Source organism: Rossellomorea vietnamensis (assembly GCF_001305855.1).
GTDB lineage: Bacteria > Bacillota > Bacilli > Bacillales > Bacillaceae_B > Rossellomorea > Rossellomorea vietnamensis_A.
The window spans coordinates 27,519-43,428 of the sequence record NZ_LIXZ01000011.1 but is presented as its reverse complement, the minus strand read 5'-3'; the positions used below and the strand labels follow the sequence as shown (position 1 = coordinate 43,428).

Below are 15,910 nucleotides of genomic sequence, written 5' to 3'. Positions count from 1 at the left end.
CAAAAAAAGTATAAAATGTAACACTTATCTATAATGCTTGATGAAGGGGAATTTCTCAAGGGGAAAGTTTGAATCATAAAAAACAGTCACCTATCAATCAATAAACTGTACATAATCTGTTGTCTCTATCATCCTAAAAATAAAAAAGAGAGGAGACCATGTCTCCCCTCAGGATATTATGATTTATGCTTCACGTTTTTTTCTTCTGAAGCGATGGAAAACCATGTACATCATCGGCACGATAATCAGCGTTAATACAGCTGAGAACAAAATACCTGATATGATGGTGACCGCCAACGGAGTGAATAGAGCATCACCGCTGACTGCCACTGGAATCAGTGCAACAATCGATGTGAGGGCGGTGAGCAGGATAGGGCGAAGTCGTGTCCGACCCGATTCAACGACTGCTTCTTTCACACTCATTCCACTTTGTAATCCTTGTTCAATAAACTCAATTAACACCACTGAATTCCGTACGACGATTCCGGTCAGGGAAACCATTCCCATCACTGCAAGGAAGCTGATTGGAGTCTGAGTGACGAATAATCCGAGAATCGCACCTGCGATCGCCAGGTATACAGCAACCAGGACCAGGAATGGCAGAGATAATGAATTGAACTGAAAGGCAATTAATAAATACACCAGGAAAATCACGATGATAAACAGGATGGTAATTTCCGCAAAGAAATCATTCTGGGCTTCATTTTCCCCGCCTAATGTAATGGAGTAGTTATTGTCATCAAGATCTTTCCTGACTTCTTTCACGATTTCCTGTACATTTTCTTTATAATTCTCTTCATCACCAGGGAATGCGCGTATCGTAATGGCACGCTCTCCATCCTTATGAGGGATGAGTTGAAGTTCTTCCTTTTTCTCAGGTGTCACAAGTTCATCAAGTGAAACCAACGTTGGCGGTCCGGAAGGGTTTGCACTTTGAGCCGGAACTTCCAGGGAAGTAAGGTCGACTTCATCATTATTTCCTTCCAATAGGAGAGTCATATCACGTTTTGTCACACCATTATCGAAGGATTTCATCGGAATGCCTTCAGTAGCCAAGCGCAGCTGCTGGCTGACATCATTAATCGTTATGCCATTTTCTTTAAGTTTTTCGCGATTAGGCTCATACACAATAGTAGGTTCCATTTTTCCGACGTTATCAACGACCAATTCAGTATCCAATGAATTTATTTCAGTGGAAATTTTATCCCTTAGTTCAATTAATCGATCCATATCCGGACCTGAGACAGTCACCGTGACAGGAGCCCCTGCCGGAGGACCTTGCTGGATTGTTTCCATGAAAATCTTTGCTTCAGGGTACTCTTTTCGCAATTTGTCTGTCCATTCATCGATCAATCCTTGGGCAGTCTGGTTTTTTCGATCCACCCTTGCGACCAATTGACCTGTATTTTGACCTGAATTGGATAATGAACTGTTGAACAGATTCGGTAAGCCAGTACCTGCAAAGGAAGACGTTTCATAGACACCTTCATCTGTTTTCAAAAGTTTTTCCATTTCTTCCAGAGTATTGGATGTTTCTTCGATCGGCGTACCGATCGGTAATGTTACATCGACTGTCACTTCTTCACGATCGGCAGAAGGGAAGAATTCAAAAGGTGTCAGAGCGATCAGACCAAAGATCGCAGTCGTGAACACGAGGCCAATGGCAGAAACGACGAACGGTCTTTTCGAGAATTTTTTCAGCACTGTATCGGCATAGAAATCCGCGATCTTATTTAATGGTTTACCCAGCAGTCCGGGGGCATCGGAAACTTTTTTCTTCGTTTTGCTATAAAGAAAGTATCTCATGATAGGAACGAAAATCAGAGCCACCAATGTGGAAGCAATGATGGTTGTGATCAAGACTGTCGGTAATGCCCTGATGAACGCTCCATTTCCCCCGGATAAGAATATGAGCGGAAGGAATGTGAATACAATGGCAAGGGAGGAAGTCACGATTGACACCCATATTTCCTTCACACCGGTAATGGCACCGATAAGCGCACCGTCCCCGAGTTTATATCTCCGTTGGATATTATCGTTTACAACGATGGAATCATCGACCAGGATCCCGAGTGCAATGATAGCTCCGATGACGGAAATCTGATTGAGATCCACTCCAGCAAATGGGAGGGGAATCAGTCCCATCAATACGGAGATCGGTACTGCAAGTGCCACTACAAAAGCACCTGAAATCGTCAGTCCAAGAGCTGTAGTCAGGATAACAGCCACAACGGAAATAGCGAGAGACTTAAACAAACCATCGAAAATGTCAGTTACAGTAGAGGCTTGGGAATAGTAAGGTACAAGTTCTACACCTGCTGGAAGGGAGTCCGACAGTTCATCCACTTTGTCACTCACTCTTTCATCGACCGTTGGGATATCCTCACCTGGCTGTACAAAAGCAGTAAATGATAGTGATGGTTTCCCTTCAAACGTTACAATATCCTTGACTTCTTTAGGGGAGACTTTCACATTGGCAATGTCTCCGAGTAAGACCGATTCGCCTTTGGGATTATTCCCGACATAGAGTTCCTTCATTTCATCTAAGGTAGTGAAATGATCGACAGTCAGTTGAACAACTTCATTATCCACTTCCTGCTTTCCAAGTGGAGTAGGGTAATACTCATCATTGACGGCATTCATAACAGAAGAGGGGTTCAGGCCTGACGCTTTGAGTTCCTCTTTATTTAATTCAATGATGATCTCTTCTTCCGGAAGGCCTTTGACCGTGACACTTGAAACCCCGGATAAATCTTCCACTTCCTCTTTCCATCTGTTTACCTCATCGTCCATCTTAAGTAGAGATTCCTTATCATCACTTACTAAATGATAAGATACGATGGGCATTTTGACAGTGGATTCATTGACTTCAGGGTCGAACACCTCTTCGGGAAAAGAGGTAGATGCATCAGAGACAGCTTGGCGTACATCCCCGAACACTTCTTTTTTGTCTTCCCCATCTTCAACCTCTACAATAATAGTAGAGAAACCGGCTGCAGAAGAAGAGCTGATTTCTTTAATCCCTCCGATCGATTGGAGAGAGGATTCTATCGGATTTGTAATGGTCCTTTCAACGGAATCAACGGTAGCCCCGGGATATACAGTTGTTACTGTACCAATGTTGACACTGGTTTCCGGTATTTCCCGTTGTGGTAATTGGATAAAGGTGAAAATTCCGATGATCACAAATAATAAGATGAAGATCAGGACGATTTTCGAACGTTTTAAAATAGCTTTTAACATGGTTTCATCCTCCTTTGATAGTGTTTGACTTGTGGGTCATTCGTTCATTTTTAGAAGTTCTAAATCATTGATATATCAGTCATTATTTTACTTGACTCAATAGTCATTTTACCTAAAAAAATCATCTAGTCAAGAAATAATGCTCTTCTCATTTTTAATGAATATGGGTAAAATGAAAAAGGGATAGTTTTCTCTGGATATAGAGGTGTGGAAAATGGATAAACGGAACGCAATACTAGAATCAGCAGTGGAACTCTTTGGTGCCCACGGTTACAATCAAACATCCATGCAACAAATCGCCGAAAGTGTCGGCATATCAAAAGGCTCCCTTTACTCATTTTTTCAATCAAAGGAAGATTTGATCATATCTATTTATGAACATTATCAGCAGCTTGTATTTGAGCGGGCATTCGTAGTTGGACTGGATGGAAATCTGCCTCCTATGGAGAGGTTTGCAAAACAGTTTCAAGTGCAATTCGAAGGAATATTGGAGTACAAGTCTTATATGAAGATGCATATGAGAGGGGAGTCCACGAAAAATAGTGAAAAACTGGCGGCCATGGAGCACCGTATGAGGGGGCGTCTATTCAGCTGGCTGGAACAAAATCTCCTGGATGTATATGGGGAAGAAATCAGGCCATACAAATGGGATCTGATGTGGATGACTCAGTCCATTTATTCGTCTTATATGATGCTGATGATTTCTCAGGAAGATACCCTTGATCCCTCACGACTGGGGACGCATTTAGTAAGACAGATCACTCTTCTCGCAAATGACTTCCTAAGTGGAAAAAGCTTTCCCCAATTGAGTGATGACATGATGAAATCCTTTACCGTCAGTATGGACAAAGAAGGTGCCTTCATCTCGTTTGAGAAAAGGGAAAAAGCTTGGGAATCCCTGTATGGGAAGATCAAAGGGATGGATAATAGTAGAGATTATGTGGACATAGCGAATCGGATTTCTGACGAATGCCGGGAATCGGAGCCGGACAAGTTGATTTTGAAAGGATTATTCAGGTTGTTAAAGGATGAAGCAGATTTAAATATGGAAGCTGAAGAGTTAGAAAGACAGCTCCTTCCCGAGTGATTGGGAAGGGGTTTTTTTATGATCAATAAAAACCTGTGATTCTTCTCATTTACTAGGTATTTGGTAGGGCGAAACGACCTTCTTTTTAATATTCTAATAGAGATCATATCATGTAAAGGAGGTTTTATTGTGGCATTTCCCAGTAATGCACAGTATACACCGGTTTTAGTAGGGGGATCACCCTTATTCGACGTCTTAGGAGATGAAAGTCCCGTTTCAACGGATATTGTAGGGAACTCAACTTTCCCTGCAGGCTTTTTTGCCTACGACGGAACCAATGTGTATTTTAGATTAAGGCTGAACGGTGATCCGCGGAATAATCAATTAACCGGCTTCAGGAATTTTGCGTGGGGGGTACTAATAAACACAACAGGGGTAGCAGGAACTTACGACTGGCTTTTTAACATCGATGGATTGAACAATCGAGTGAGCCTGATTCAAAATACCGTGAAGTTGGTCAATTCATGGAATGACCCTGCGGAAGGGACGGGAGGGGGGAATCCTAATTTTGCCCAACCAATTACAAACTTTGACTATGCCAGGGTAACACCTGCAGATTCAAGCATCGGCGGAGATCAGGATTTCTTCCTTGATTGGTTCCTCCCGGCGAGCACGGTTTTCTCATTCTTGGGTATCAATGCATCGTCATCCATTCGTGCCGTGTACTTTTCATCTGCCAATGCAAATAATTACAACAAGGATTCATTAAGAACAAGTGAAGGTTTTTCTTTCGCCAATGCCTTCACTGACCCCATCACTCCAGGCCAAGCGGACATCAGGGCGAGGCTCGCAACGAACAAAGTACGGAATTCCGGACCTCAAACCGTTGTCCTGGGTCAGCAGGCAACTTGGACAGGTACAGTAAGCATAACAAATACTGGACTTTCCCAAGCTACTTCAGTCTTTCTAGATGACATCATCGGTCCTGATCAAGTGAATTCATTTCTAGTCAACTCTACCTCACAAGGCTTAACTACTTACAATCCAACCACTAAATTGCTCACCTGGAATGTAGGAAACCTAAATCCAGGAGCCACCGCCACTTTAACATTTACATTAAATGGTGCGTTTACAACCAGTGGTTCACGCAATTTAGACAGAGTACAAGCTACAGGATTTGATTCTTCGTCAGGTAACGCCATTCAGTCCAACACTTCCGTCGTTACCATCAACGTCCAACAGACCGCCACCATCAATGGGACCATTACTGATCAATCAACCGGATTGGTGCTTCCGAATACAACAGTTTCGCTTTTACAAGGAATAAGTATAATTGCAACCACCCAATCGAACGCAAGTGGATTTTATACGTTTACGAATGTAGTGCCAGGCAACTATACGGTACAGGCTGCCAGAACGAACTACGTGACAGGAACTGCTAATGTGTCTGCAGTAGGGGGCACATCAACAACGGCAGATATTGCACTCGTCCCTCAGCCGAGTACCATTTCAGGAAATGTATCAAATGGCGGCCCTATAAACAATGCAACCGTTCAACTTCTAAATAATTCGGGTACCGTAGTAGCTACCACCACCACAAACGTAGCAGGGAATTATTCTTTCGTAAACGTAACTCCGGGTCTTTATAATGTCACCGTTCTTGCCTCTGGCTTTCAGTCCCATACCAAATCCGTCATGACAGAGCCTAATCAGGCAGCTGTGGTCAATTTCATACTGATCGCAAATCCCGGTTCGATTTCCGGTACGGTCCGTGATTCCACCAATAATACGGTCATCGCCCTTGCTAATGTTGAATTGTTGGATTCAAATGGAATACCCATTGCCAGTACGACTGCAAATGGAAGCGGTCAGTACAGCTTCAACAATCTGGCCCCTGGAAATTATCAGGTAAGATCCTTTGCCGCCAATTATAGTACAACAACGGTATCATCTACGGTTACGGCAGGTAATATTACGAATACAAACATTTTTCTTGAACCAAATCCCGGCTCAATTCAAGGAACGGTAATAGACAGCGAAACCATGTCAGCTATAACCGGAGCTTCGGTGCAAGCGGTAAATAGTCAAAACGTCATAGTAGCTAGTACCATCACAAATGGTAGTGGTCAGTATTCATTGAGTAGTCTTTTACCCGGCTCATATTCTCTCATTTTCACGGCAAATGGCTATGCTACTCAAACATTAGGTGCGGTTGTCACCTCCAACGCTGTTACCATTGTGGATGCTGCCTTATCGAAACTCGCAGGTGCCCTGATTGGTACCGTACAGGATCCTAATGCGGTTGCCATCCCGGGTGCAACGGTTACCGTCTTCCAGAATAATATTCAAGTCGGTTCGGTCATCACCGATTCAAATGGAAACTATATGGTGTCGGGATTGCCTCCTGGAAGCTATACAGTTGTCGTAAGTGCCCCTAATTACACAACGGAATCTGTGGCAGCAATGATAGAAAATGGTCAAACCACAACTGTTAATGTAACCCTTAATGAAGACCCGGGTACGTTGACCGGGTTTGTGAGGGACACGAATAATGTTCCGATCCCTGGGGGGAGTGTAACGGTACAAATCAGTACAGGAGCTGGAATCATTGTAGCTACGACGGTTACGGCTCCAGACGGTTCCTATACGGTACCTAATTTATCTCCGGGAAATTATACAGTAGTCGCAGCGGCTTCCAATTTTCAAGCTGCCACACAGGGAGTGACCATTTCATCCAACACGACTTCAATAGTGAATTTTAACTTGGCTTCCGACCCTGGATCAATTTCCGGTATCGTCACAAATGCGCAGACGGGAACGCCCATCATCGGTGCAAATGTACAGGTTAGAGTGGTGGATTCAAGTGGCGCAGTAATAGCCACGGTCCTAACAGATGAGAATGGACAATATGTTGTAAATGGCTTAGCGCCCGGAATCTACACTGTTGTTGTGTCAGCACAAGATTTTCAGACTAATGCTGCTACTATACAGGTTATCTCCAATCAAACAAGGGATGGAAGCATCGCCCTTCAACCCGATCCAGGTCAGATTACCGGTACAGTCGTGGACAGTGTAGGAAGCAATCCAATCCCTGGAGCGAGTGTCAGTATTGTGAACAGTTCCGGAAACTTGATTACGACAGTACTGACAGACACAAATGGTGTTTTCATGGTGGAAGGTCTTGCCCCTGATAATTATACAGTGAATGTATTTGCAAACAATTTTCAAAATGGTATGGTCGGTGCACTTGTTTCTTCAGGACAAACGACCCCGGTATCTATTGCATTAAACCCTGATCCAGGTACCATCACCGGCACCGTCAGTCCTCAAGTTCCAAATACAATCGTCCAATTAAGGGATGTGAACAATGTACTGATCGATTCAGTCGTGGCGAACCAGGATGGTACGTTCTCATTTAACAACTTGACACCTGGAACCTATACAGTGTTGGCATCAGCCCCGAACTATTCAACTGCTCAGGCGGGGGTTTCGGTCCTCGCAAACCAGACGTCAACAGTGGGTTTGACTCTTGTTCCTAATCCAGGTTCTGTATCTGGGATCGTAACCGATAATCTTGGAAGCCCGATTGTAAACGCAATCGTACAGATATTCGACCAAAATAACATTCTGATTGGCTCCGGATTCACAGATTCATCAGGTCAATATATTGTCGGTAACCTTCCAAGTGGATCATTCAATGTGGTGGTCAACTCTCCTGGCTTCGGCCAGGTCATCACCGGGATAAACCTAGGTGTTGGAGAAGATTTAACCGGAGTAAATATTTCATTGATTCCTAATCCCGGCATCATCGATGGACAAATTACAAACTTTGCGACAGGCGATACGATCGCAGGGGCTACAGTAGTCATTATTGATGGCATTTCCCAAATCCCGATCGCAACCACAACAACTTCAGCCTTTGGAAACTATTCGGTCAGTGGCTTGTCACCTGGTTCATATATTGTGTCCGCTTCAAAAATGAATTTTACGACAGAGCAAATCGGCGCCATTGTCATAAGCGATTCAGCTACAAGAGCAGACTTGGCATTAGGGGAAAACCCGGGAACGATATCCGGGAATGTGGAGGATACCAATGGAAATCCGATTACGGGGAATGGGATTCAAATCTCCGTATTCAATGAAAATAATGTGTTAGTTGTAAGCTTCTTAGCGAACTCTGATGGAACGTATTCAGTTCCTTCCCTAGCACCGGGCACATATTTCATTACCGCAAGTGCTCCGAATTACTCATCGTCTACCGTATCTGCCATCGTAGAATCAAATCAAACCACTACCGTTACCAACGTCTTAGCTGCAAATCCCGTCACGCTTACGGTGCAAGTCGTCATCGGAAATACCTCGACCCCTATTGAAGGATCCGCCGTCACGATTCGTCACTCAAATAACATCGTGATTGCAACAGGGATTACAGATGTAAACGGTCTTGTAACCTTTTTCTCCTTGCCGACAGGGACGTTGAATATTACAGCCGATGCTTCTTCTTTTGGAACAGATACAAAGTCGGTCATCGGGGGGCCTGGAGATAGCTTATCTGCTGTCCTGAGTCTCGCTCCAAATCCCGGGCACATACAGGGCCTTGTATCAAATCTTGCAAGTGGAGAGGCGATACCTAATGCAGTCATTCAGCTCTATGATATTACCAATGTACTTGTACAAACCACTCTTTCTAATCAAAATGGGGCATATGCGTTTTCAGGGGTAACACCTGGCGTATATACTGTCATTGCCAACGCAGCGGATTTCGGACCGGAGACGGCCGGGGCCATTGTCACTTCCAATCAAACGAGCTTTTTGAGCTTCGCATTAAGCCCGAATCCAGGGGGCGTCCAAGGATATGTAAGGAATTCGGTTACCCTGGATCCCATAGTCGGAGCCACTGTGGTAGTTCGGGAACTTTCCGGAACGGGTCCGGTCATCTTCACTACAATCACAGATTCGGATGGATTCTTCCAGACAACCACCCTGTCCCCAAGAGTATATGTATTAGTAGGAAGCAGTCCTGATTTTGGTTCGAACTCTGTATCGGCAGAAGTCATGAGCGGGGGGGTAACCAATGTTGAAATCCTCCTTAATCCAAATCCGGGGGCTTTGACTGGGACGGTAAGGGATGCACAGACTTTGCAAACTTTAACAGACACTTTAGTGAGGGTTATCAATAATCAGGGAACGATAGTCGCAACCGTTCAAACGTCAATTGATGGGACATATTTCATTCCTGGATTGACTGAAGGAAGCTATACCGTTTCAGCAATCAACACGGGTTATCAATCCTTGCTTCAACAGGTGAATATTCTACCAAATAGCACCATTGTGCTGGATTTCAACCTATTGGCCAACCCGGCAACCCTTAGTGGAACAGTCGTGGACGCAATTACTGGATCACCATTAACGGGCGTCATCATCGAGGTTTATGTCAGTGGGGCGGATATTTTGGTAAGACGTGTTCTCACTGATGAAAACGGGAATTATTTGATTGAAGGACTTCCCCAAGGGACTTTTGACGTGAAGGCTCAGCTTCAAGACTACGCGATCAGTGTCAATACAGTTTTCTTGTCTCCAGGTGAGAGCGAGGAGTTAAATATTGCGCTTGTCCCATTCCCGGCAACGGTCCAAGGAACGATAAGGGATGCCGTTACGCAGGATCCGATTAGCGGGGCTCTTATAAAAGTGGTGATACCAAATACAGACATTGTCGTTGGAAGCATAATAACCTCGAGCGATGGAACGTATTTGATCGGGAATTTACCAAGTGGCAGCTATAATGTGGTTATCTCAGCAGAGGGTTATGCGACAGAAGTCATTCCTGTCATTCTTGCTCCTAATGGAACAGAAACCGTAAATGCGGATTTGGATCCAAATCCGGCCGGGATTACAGGTTTCGTATTAAATGCACAAACGACTGTTGGCATACAAGGGGCGTTAGTGAGAGTATTTAATTCTGACGGAGTGTTTATTATCAGTACTCTTACAGATGACAATGGTTTCTATACAATTTCAGGTTTGGCTCAAGGTCAATACGCCGTCATTGCAAGTGCAGATGGTTTCGGAGACCAGATCGCGATTGTCACGTTATCTCCTGGTGAGACGGAAAGCCTGAATTTCAGCTTATCAAACCAAACCGCAACCCTAAGAGGGACGGTACGGGATGCAGTCAGTAATCAGCCAATACAATCCGCCCTCGTCCAAGTCTTCAGGATCGGAACATCGATTCCCGTGGCTTCTGTTCTCACCGATGGTTCAGGTAAGTATGAATTTACTGGTTTAGATCCAAGGGAATACAGGGTGGTCTTTTCGGCAGATGGTTATACAAGTGAGGTTTTTAGAGTATTCCTTACGAATGGGGAAGTCCAAACGTTGAATGCAGAGCTTGGTCGTCGACCAGCTACAATTAGAGGACGGGTAACGGATGCGAATACAGGAGAACCCATCCAAAGTGCAGGTGTCATAACAGTCATAAGCGGAAGCGGGATCATCGTAGCATCAACCCTGACCGACCAGGAAGGGAATTATATTCTAACCGGTCTTTCAGCTGGTGATTATAATGTCATTTTCTCTGCGGTCGGCTATGTGAGTCAGACGGTGATGATCAGATTAAGTACAGGTGAAATGGCGATTATTAATGCGGCATTAGAATCAAACCCTGCCACCCTGACCGGGTTTGTGCGGGATGCTGCAACCCTGTCTCCGATTGAGAATGCGCTTATACAAGTGTTCAAACCTGATGGAACACTTATAGGAATAACAGTCTCGGATATGAACGGGAACTATACAATCTCAGGATTGCCGGGAGGAATGCTTGTCATCATCGCAACGGCAACGGGATACCAGAGTCAGTTACAAACAGTCACGCTCACCCCGGGAACGACGAGCGCGCTCAATTTCTTATTAGCAGACAATCCTGGAAGTGTCAGTGGTACCGTCACGGATATTCAAACAGGTGAGCCCATCTCACAAGTGCTGGTACAAATCTTCCCTGTAGGTTCACTGGTACCGATCCGGTCCACGTTAACCGATCCCGGTGGATTCTATATTTTGACGGGCTTACCTCCTGGAACATATGTCATCAGATTTACTGCTTCAGGATATCCGGTTAAAGAGGTGACAATCGTATTAGCGGAAGGGGAGAACAGGCTGCTGAATGTTCAGTTGGGAGAAGTCATTCCTCCACCACCTTCAAACCTCAGACCTGAATGTATTTCAGTCGAGAAGTTATATGATTGGGTCATCGCTACTCATAATTCAACACAAGCATTCGGACTATCCCCGGACTGCAGGAAACTGGTGAATGGATTGCTTGAAAGGGGAGAGGGAATAGATATTCAATGTCAGCTTGATCCTTCCCTTTCTCCTGGATGCTCTCTGATTTCTTTTGAAAGAGGGACCCCGGGTACTGTTGAAATCAGGGGGGAAGTGAAACTCCTTGTAACGTTGAGTTCCAGAACGGATAATGCCGAAACATGTACAATGGAAGTACCTGTCTACTTCGATAAAATAGTCGCGGTTTGCTTACCCGAAGGAATGGATGCGGGAAATGTGAACTGCTCAATCGTTGATTTTAAATGCCGCGAGAAGGGAGTAATTCTTACTCGCGACCAGGCAAAGATTCCATTTATCGCATGCCTGGAGATAGAAATACTTCAGCCTGTCACTCTTGAAGTACTTGGTGAATTTTGCAGACCAAGGACAGTAGTCGAACGTGTGAAAGAGGATGAAGATTTGTGTTAAGATGAAGTAAGGGGCTGTTTCAAAGGTCAGTACTAACTGACTTTTGGACGCTCCTTTTTTATGGTGGGTAATCTATGCCTTATATCCCTGGCCAAGAATTGCTTCACCTTCATAAAATTACCGTCATCCTTTCTACCTAAGACCATTGACACAATGTGATGACAAAATGTTTTGAAATTCGACAACAAGGGTAAAGGAATGTTGGCGCATTTATACGGTAATACTAATTCCGTGGGTCGTCAGGACGATACTAGATCCTGAACGGCTTTTATTATGGCCAAAAATACATATATTGAGGAGGGTGAAATTGTGGATAAATGGATGAAGTTCCTGGAAGTCAATGCCCCTCGGATTCTAGATCTAACGATAGAGCATGCGGTTCTCGTAGGTCTAGCCATCATCGTAGCGTTAATGATTGGGGTACCTTTAGGAATTTATTTAACGACCAACGATTATCTGGCGGAGACGGTGCTACAGATTGCATCCGTCATGCTGACTATTCCGAGTATTGCTCTGTTTGGCGTCATGATTCCGATCTTTTCCATCATCAATCAGGGGATAGGATTTGTGCCAGCATTTGTAGCCTTGGTTCTTTATTCCCAGCTTCCGATTATACGGAATACATATACAGCGATCCGGAACGTGAGTCCCGAGATGCGCGATGCAGCAAAGGGAGTCGGGATGAAGACCCACCAGCGACTGTTAAGAGTCGAAATTCCAAATGCCTTTCCGGTTATTATGGCAGGCATACGTACAGCTGTCGTCATGAATATCGGAATTGGAGTGATCGCAGCCTATATAGGTGCAGGAGGACTTGGTGTCCTTATTACTCAGGGGATTTCCAGAGGCGACAATTACCTGATCATCAGCGGATCTGTTGCAGTTGCGATACTTGCCATGATTGCTGACGCGATCTTGTTATGGATTCAAAAACGTTATACACGTAAAAGCATTGCATAAAGTGAAAGAGGTGAAGAGATGATTACGTTTGATCAGACTACAAAGACCTATGAAGGTGGTGTGACGGCGGTGAAAAGTGTCGACTTTACCGTGGAAGAAGGTCACATCGTCGTACTACTAGGACCATCCGGTTGCGGGAAGACGACTTTATTACGAATGGTGAATCGACTTGAATCGATTACTGACGGTAAAATCATCATAGACGGACAGGATTCAATGGAATTAAACCAAATCGAGCTTCGCAGAAAAATCGGTTACGTCATTCAGAGTAATGGACTATTCCCGAATATGACGATAGAAGAAAACGTCATGATTGTCCCTGACATGTTAGGGTGGGGCAAAAAGGAGAAGAAGGAGCGTTTCAACAACCTGATGGAGATGATCGGACTTGACGGGGATAAATTCGGTAAACGATATCCTCATGAATTATCCGGTGGACAGCAGCAGCGTATCGGCGTCATTCGTGCTTTAGCAGCGGATCCACCCGTAATGTTGATGGATGAGCCGTTCGGGGCACTCGATCCGATCATCCGTGAGAAGATTCAGGATGAGTTCCTGCAGATTCAACGGGAAGTGAAGAAAACGATCCTATTTGTAAGCCATGATATCGATGAAGCGATCAAGATGGCAGACAAGATTGTATTATTGCGCGGAGGGGAAATCATGCAGTATGATACGCCTTCAGAGATGCTTGTCCGTCCGAAGAGTGACTTTGTGTATGAATTCTTCGGAAAAGACCGTGCCATAAAGAGCCTCAGTCTCCATACGATATCCGATTTGAAAAATATCATAGGACTGGCAGATTTTGATGAAGCGATTCCCGATACAAAGACCATCAATGTGCGGCATGACCTCAGAAATACGTTGTCGATGCTTTTGAATCAGGAAGCTGATCAAGTGATTGTAACCGACGATGAGGGCACTAAATTAGGTGCGATTACCATCGATCTTGTTCAGAAGTATCTCCATTATGAAATCAAAGGAAAATCGAACGCGGTTCAGAAAGGGTGATTCGGTGAATACCAAGAAGGTCGTCAGTAATATTGTCCGGTATGTGGTGTATGCGCTGGTTATCCTGTTCTTTGTCTGGGCGGTGAAAAATCATTATTTTGACTATATGTTCAGTCAATCCAATACGTTTCTCCACTTATTGAAGCAACATCTGCAGCTCGTCCTGGTGTCTTCGTTGCTTGCGCTTGTGGTTGCTGTTCCAGTGGGGATCCTGATTACCCGGAAGCAGTTCAGGAGAGCCGAGTGGATTGTATCGAATACAGTTAATTTTGGTCAAACCATACCAAGTTTGGCCGTTCTTGCCCTGATGATCAGTATTTTGGGGATCGGGTTTAAAACAGCCATATTCGCTCTGTTTATTTACTCCCTTTTACCGATTTACCGAAATACGGTTGCAGGAATTGACTCGATTGACGATAATCTCATAGATGCAGCAAGAGGGATGGGGATGAAGCCTCATCAAATCCTTTTCCGTATTGAATTGCCAAATGCAGCGTACTCGATTCTTGCTGGAATCAGGACAGCCGTCGTTTTGAATATTGGGACTGCAGCTCTCGCTTATGTCGTCGGCGGCGGGGGATTAGGTGTCTGGATCTTTACGGGGATTCAGTTATTCGATAATGGCTATTTAATATCAGGAGCCATTCCGGTAACGATACTGGCCATTCTGGTTGATTTATTATTGAGACTTATTGAACGGCTGGTGGTTCCTAAAGGCACCAAACAAACATTGGAAATGTAATGGTTGAAGCAGGAGGTGAAATTCATGAAACAGAAGCTGAAATGGGTTGGCGTCGTGGCCCTTATACTTATGCTTTCCGCTTGTTCAAACGTAGGGATAGGCGGTAAACAGATTTCCGTCGGTGGCAAAAACTTTACCGAGCAATATCTGCTTTCTGAGATGACGGCCTTTCTTTTAAAAGAAGAGGGTTTTAAAGTCAAGCAAATGAACAATCTTGGAAGTACCGTCGTACGCAAGGCACTGGAAAACGAGCAGGTGGATATGATGTGGGAATATACGGGGACAGCCTTGATCACCTATATGGGGAAGGAACCGATGTCAGATCCCGAAAAAACATTCAAAAAAGTGAAAGAACTTGATGCAAAAAAGGGCATCCATTGGATGAATATGTCCAATGTCAATAACACATATGCCCTTGCCATGAATGAAGACCAGGCAAAGGAATTGGGTATCGAATCCATTAGTGATTTGGCACAGTACATCAATAGTCATCCCGGTGAATTAACAATGGCATCTGATGCTGAATTTGCCAATCGAGCTGATGGCCTCCCAGGAGTGGAGGAAAAATACGGCTTCAAATTCGGTTCCGGGCAGATAAAGCAGATGGACCTGGGGTTGACTCAAAGAGCCTTGAATAACCGACAGGTGGACGTATCGGTTGCCTTTGAAACGGATGCAACCATCGTGGATTATAATCTTGTAACATTAAAGGATGATAAGAATTTCTTCCCACCATACAGGGCAGCGGTCAGCATTAATAAAGAAGTATATAAAAAGTATCCCGAAATTAAAGAAATCACTGGTAAATTGGCAGATAAACTAAACAGTGATATTATGAGGGAACTGAATTATAAAGTGGATATCGAAGGAAATAGTGTATCCGTTGTGGCCCATGATTGGCTGGTGGAAAACGATTTAATAAAAGAATGATAAAAGAGACTTATAGGGCTGGACCGATTATGGTTCAGTCCTGTTTTTTTGAATAAATCCGGCTTTTCTTATCTCCTTAAGACTCATCGAGATGCAGCTCAAGAATCAGATAAGTTAAAAAGCATCAATTTCTAAGAGGAGGTGGAAATTAAAGATTCAAACCCAATCATTTGACATATGACACCGTGTCACATAAAGTGGAGAATGTTCCATGTGACACGGTGTCATTTTTTGAAGGAGGATTGTAAAAA

The 15,910-nt window shown here is 44.3% G+C and carries 7 protein-coding genes; 6 read left to right on the top strand and 1 reads right to left on the bottom strand.

The features are described 5' to 3' along the window. Positions 1-183: 183 nt before the first annotated feature. Positions 184-3,243 carry an efflux RND transporter permease subunit gene (locus AM506_RS14330; RefSeq protein WP_060673167.1) on the bottom strand — a complete coding sequence of 1,020 codons (3,060 nt, stop codon included), beginning with the start codon at positions 3,241-3,243 and terminating at the stop codon, positions 184-186. Positions 3,244-3,457: 214 nt separating this feature from the next. Here AM506_RS14330 and AM506_RS14325 point away from each other — a divergent pair, with 214 nt between their 5' ends. The 6 genes from AM506_RS14325 to AM506_RS14300 all read left to right on the top strand — a co-directional run bounded on the left by AM506_RS14325 (position 3,458) and on the right by AM506_RS14300 (position 15,659). Further along, positions 3,458-4,330 carry a TetR/AcrR family transcriptional regulator gene (locus AM506_RS14325; RefSeq protein ID WP_060673166.1) on the top strand — a complete coding sequence of 291 codons (873 nt, stop codon included), beginning with the start codon at positions 3,458-3,460 and terminating at the stop codon, positions 4,328-4,330. A 129-nt stretch (positions 4,331-4,459) separates the two neighbouring features. Further along, complete coding sequence (locus AM506_RS22550) at positions 4,460-12,016, top strand: carboxypeptidase regulatory-like domain-containing protein (protein ID WP_060673165.1); 7,557 nt, start codon at positions 4,460-4,462, stop codon at positions 12,014-12,016. Between the two features lie 309 nt (positions 12,017-12,325). After that, entirely contained in the window at positions 12,326-12,976 is a 651-nt protein-coding gene (locus AM506_RS14315) for an ABC transporter permease (RefSeq protein ID WP_082386378.1), read from the top strand. A gap of 18 nt (positions 12,977-12,994) precedes the next feature. Beyond that, positions 12,995-13,987: an ABC transporter ATP-binding protein gene (locus AM506_RS14310; RefSeq protein ID WP_060673164.1), complete on the top strand. Its 993-nt coding sequence runs from the start codon at positions 12,995-12,997 to the stop codon at positions 13,985-13,987. A gap of 4 nt (positions 13,988-13,991) precedes the next feature. Continuing rightward, positions 13,992-14,729: an ABC transporter permease gene (locus AM506_RS14305; protein ID WP_060673235.1), complete on the top strand. Its 738-nt coding sequence runs from the start codon at positions 13,992-13,994 to the stop codon at positions 14,727-14,729. A gap of 24 nt (positions 14,730-14,753) precedes the next feature. Continuing rightward, positions 14,754-15,659, top strand: a complete 906-nt coding sequence (locus AM506_RS14300; RefSeq protein ID WP_060673163.1) for a glycine betaine ABC transporter substrate-binding protein — start codon at positions 14,754-14,756, stop codon at positions 15,657-15,659. The last annotated feature ends 251 nt before the right edge of the window (positions 15,660-15,910 follow it).

What these genes read in the sequence shown, in the direction of transcription:
- AM506_RS14330 (WP_060673167.1), bottom strand. Translation starts at nt 3,243, where the DNA reads ATGTTAAAAGCTATTTTAAAACGTTCGAAAATCGTCCTGATCTTCATC.
- AM506_RS14325 (WP_060673166.1), top strand. Translation starts at nt 3,458, where the DNA reads ATGGATAAACGGAACGCAATACTAGAATCAGCAGTGGAACTCTTTGGT.
- AM506_RS14310 (WP_060673164.1), top strand. Translation starts at nt 12,995, where the DNA reads ATGATTACGTTTGATCAGACTACAAAGACCTATGAAGGTGGTGTGACG.
- AM506_RS14300 (WP_060673163.1), top strand. Translation starts at nt 14,754, where the DNA reads ATGAAACAGAAGCTGAAATGGGTTGGCGTCGTGGCCCTTATACTTATG.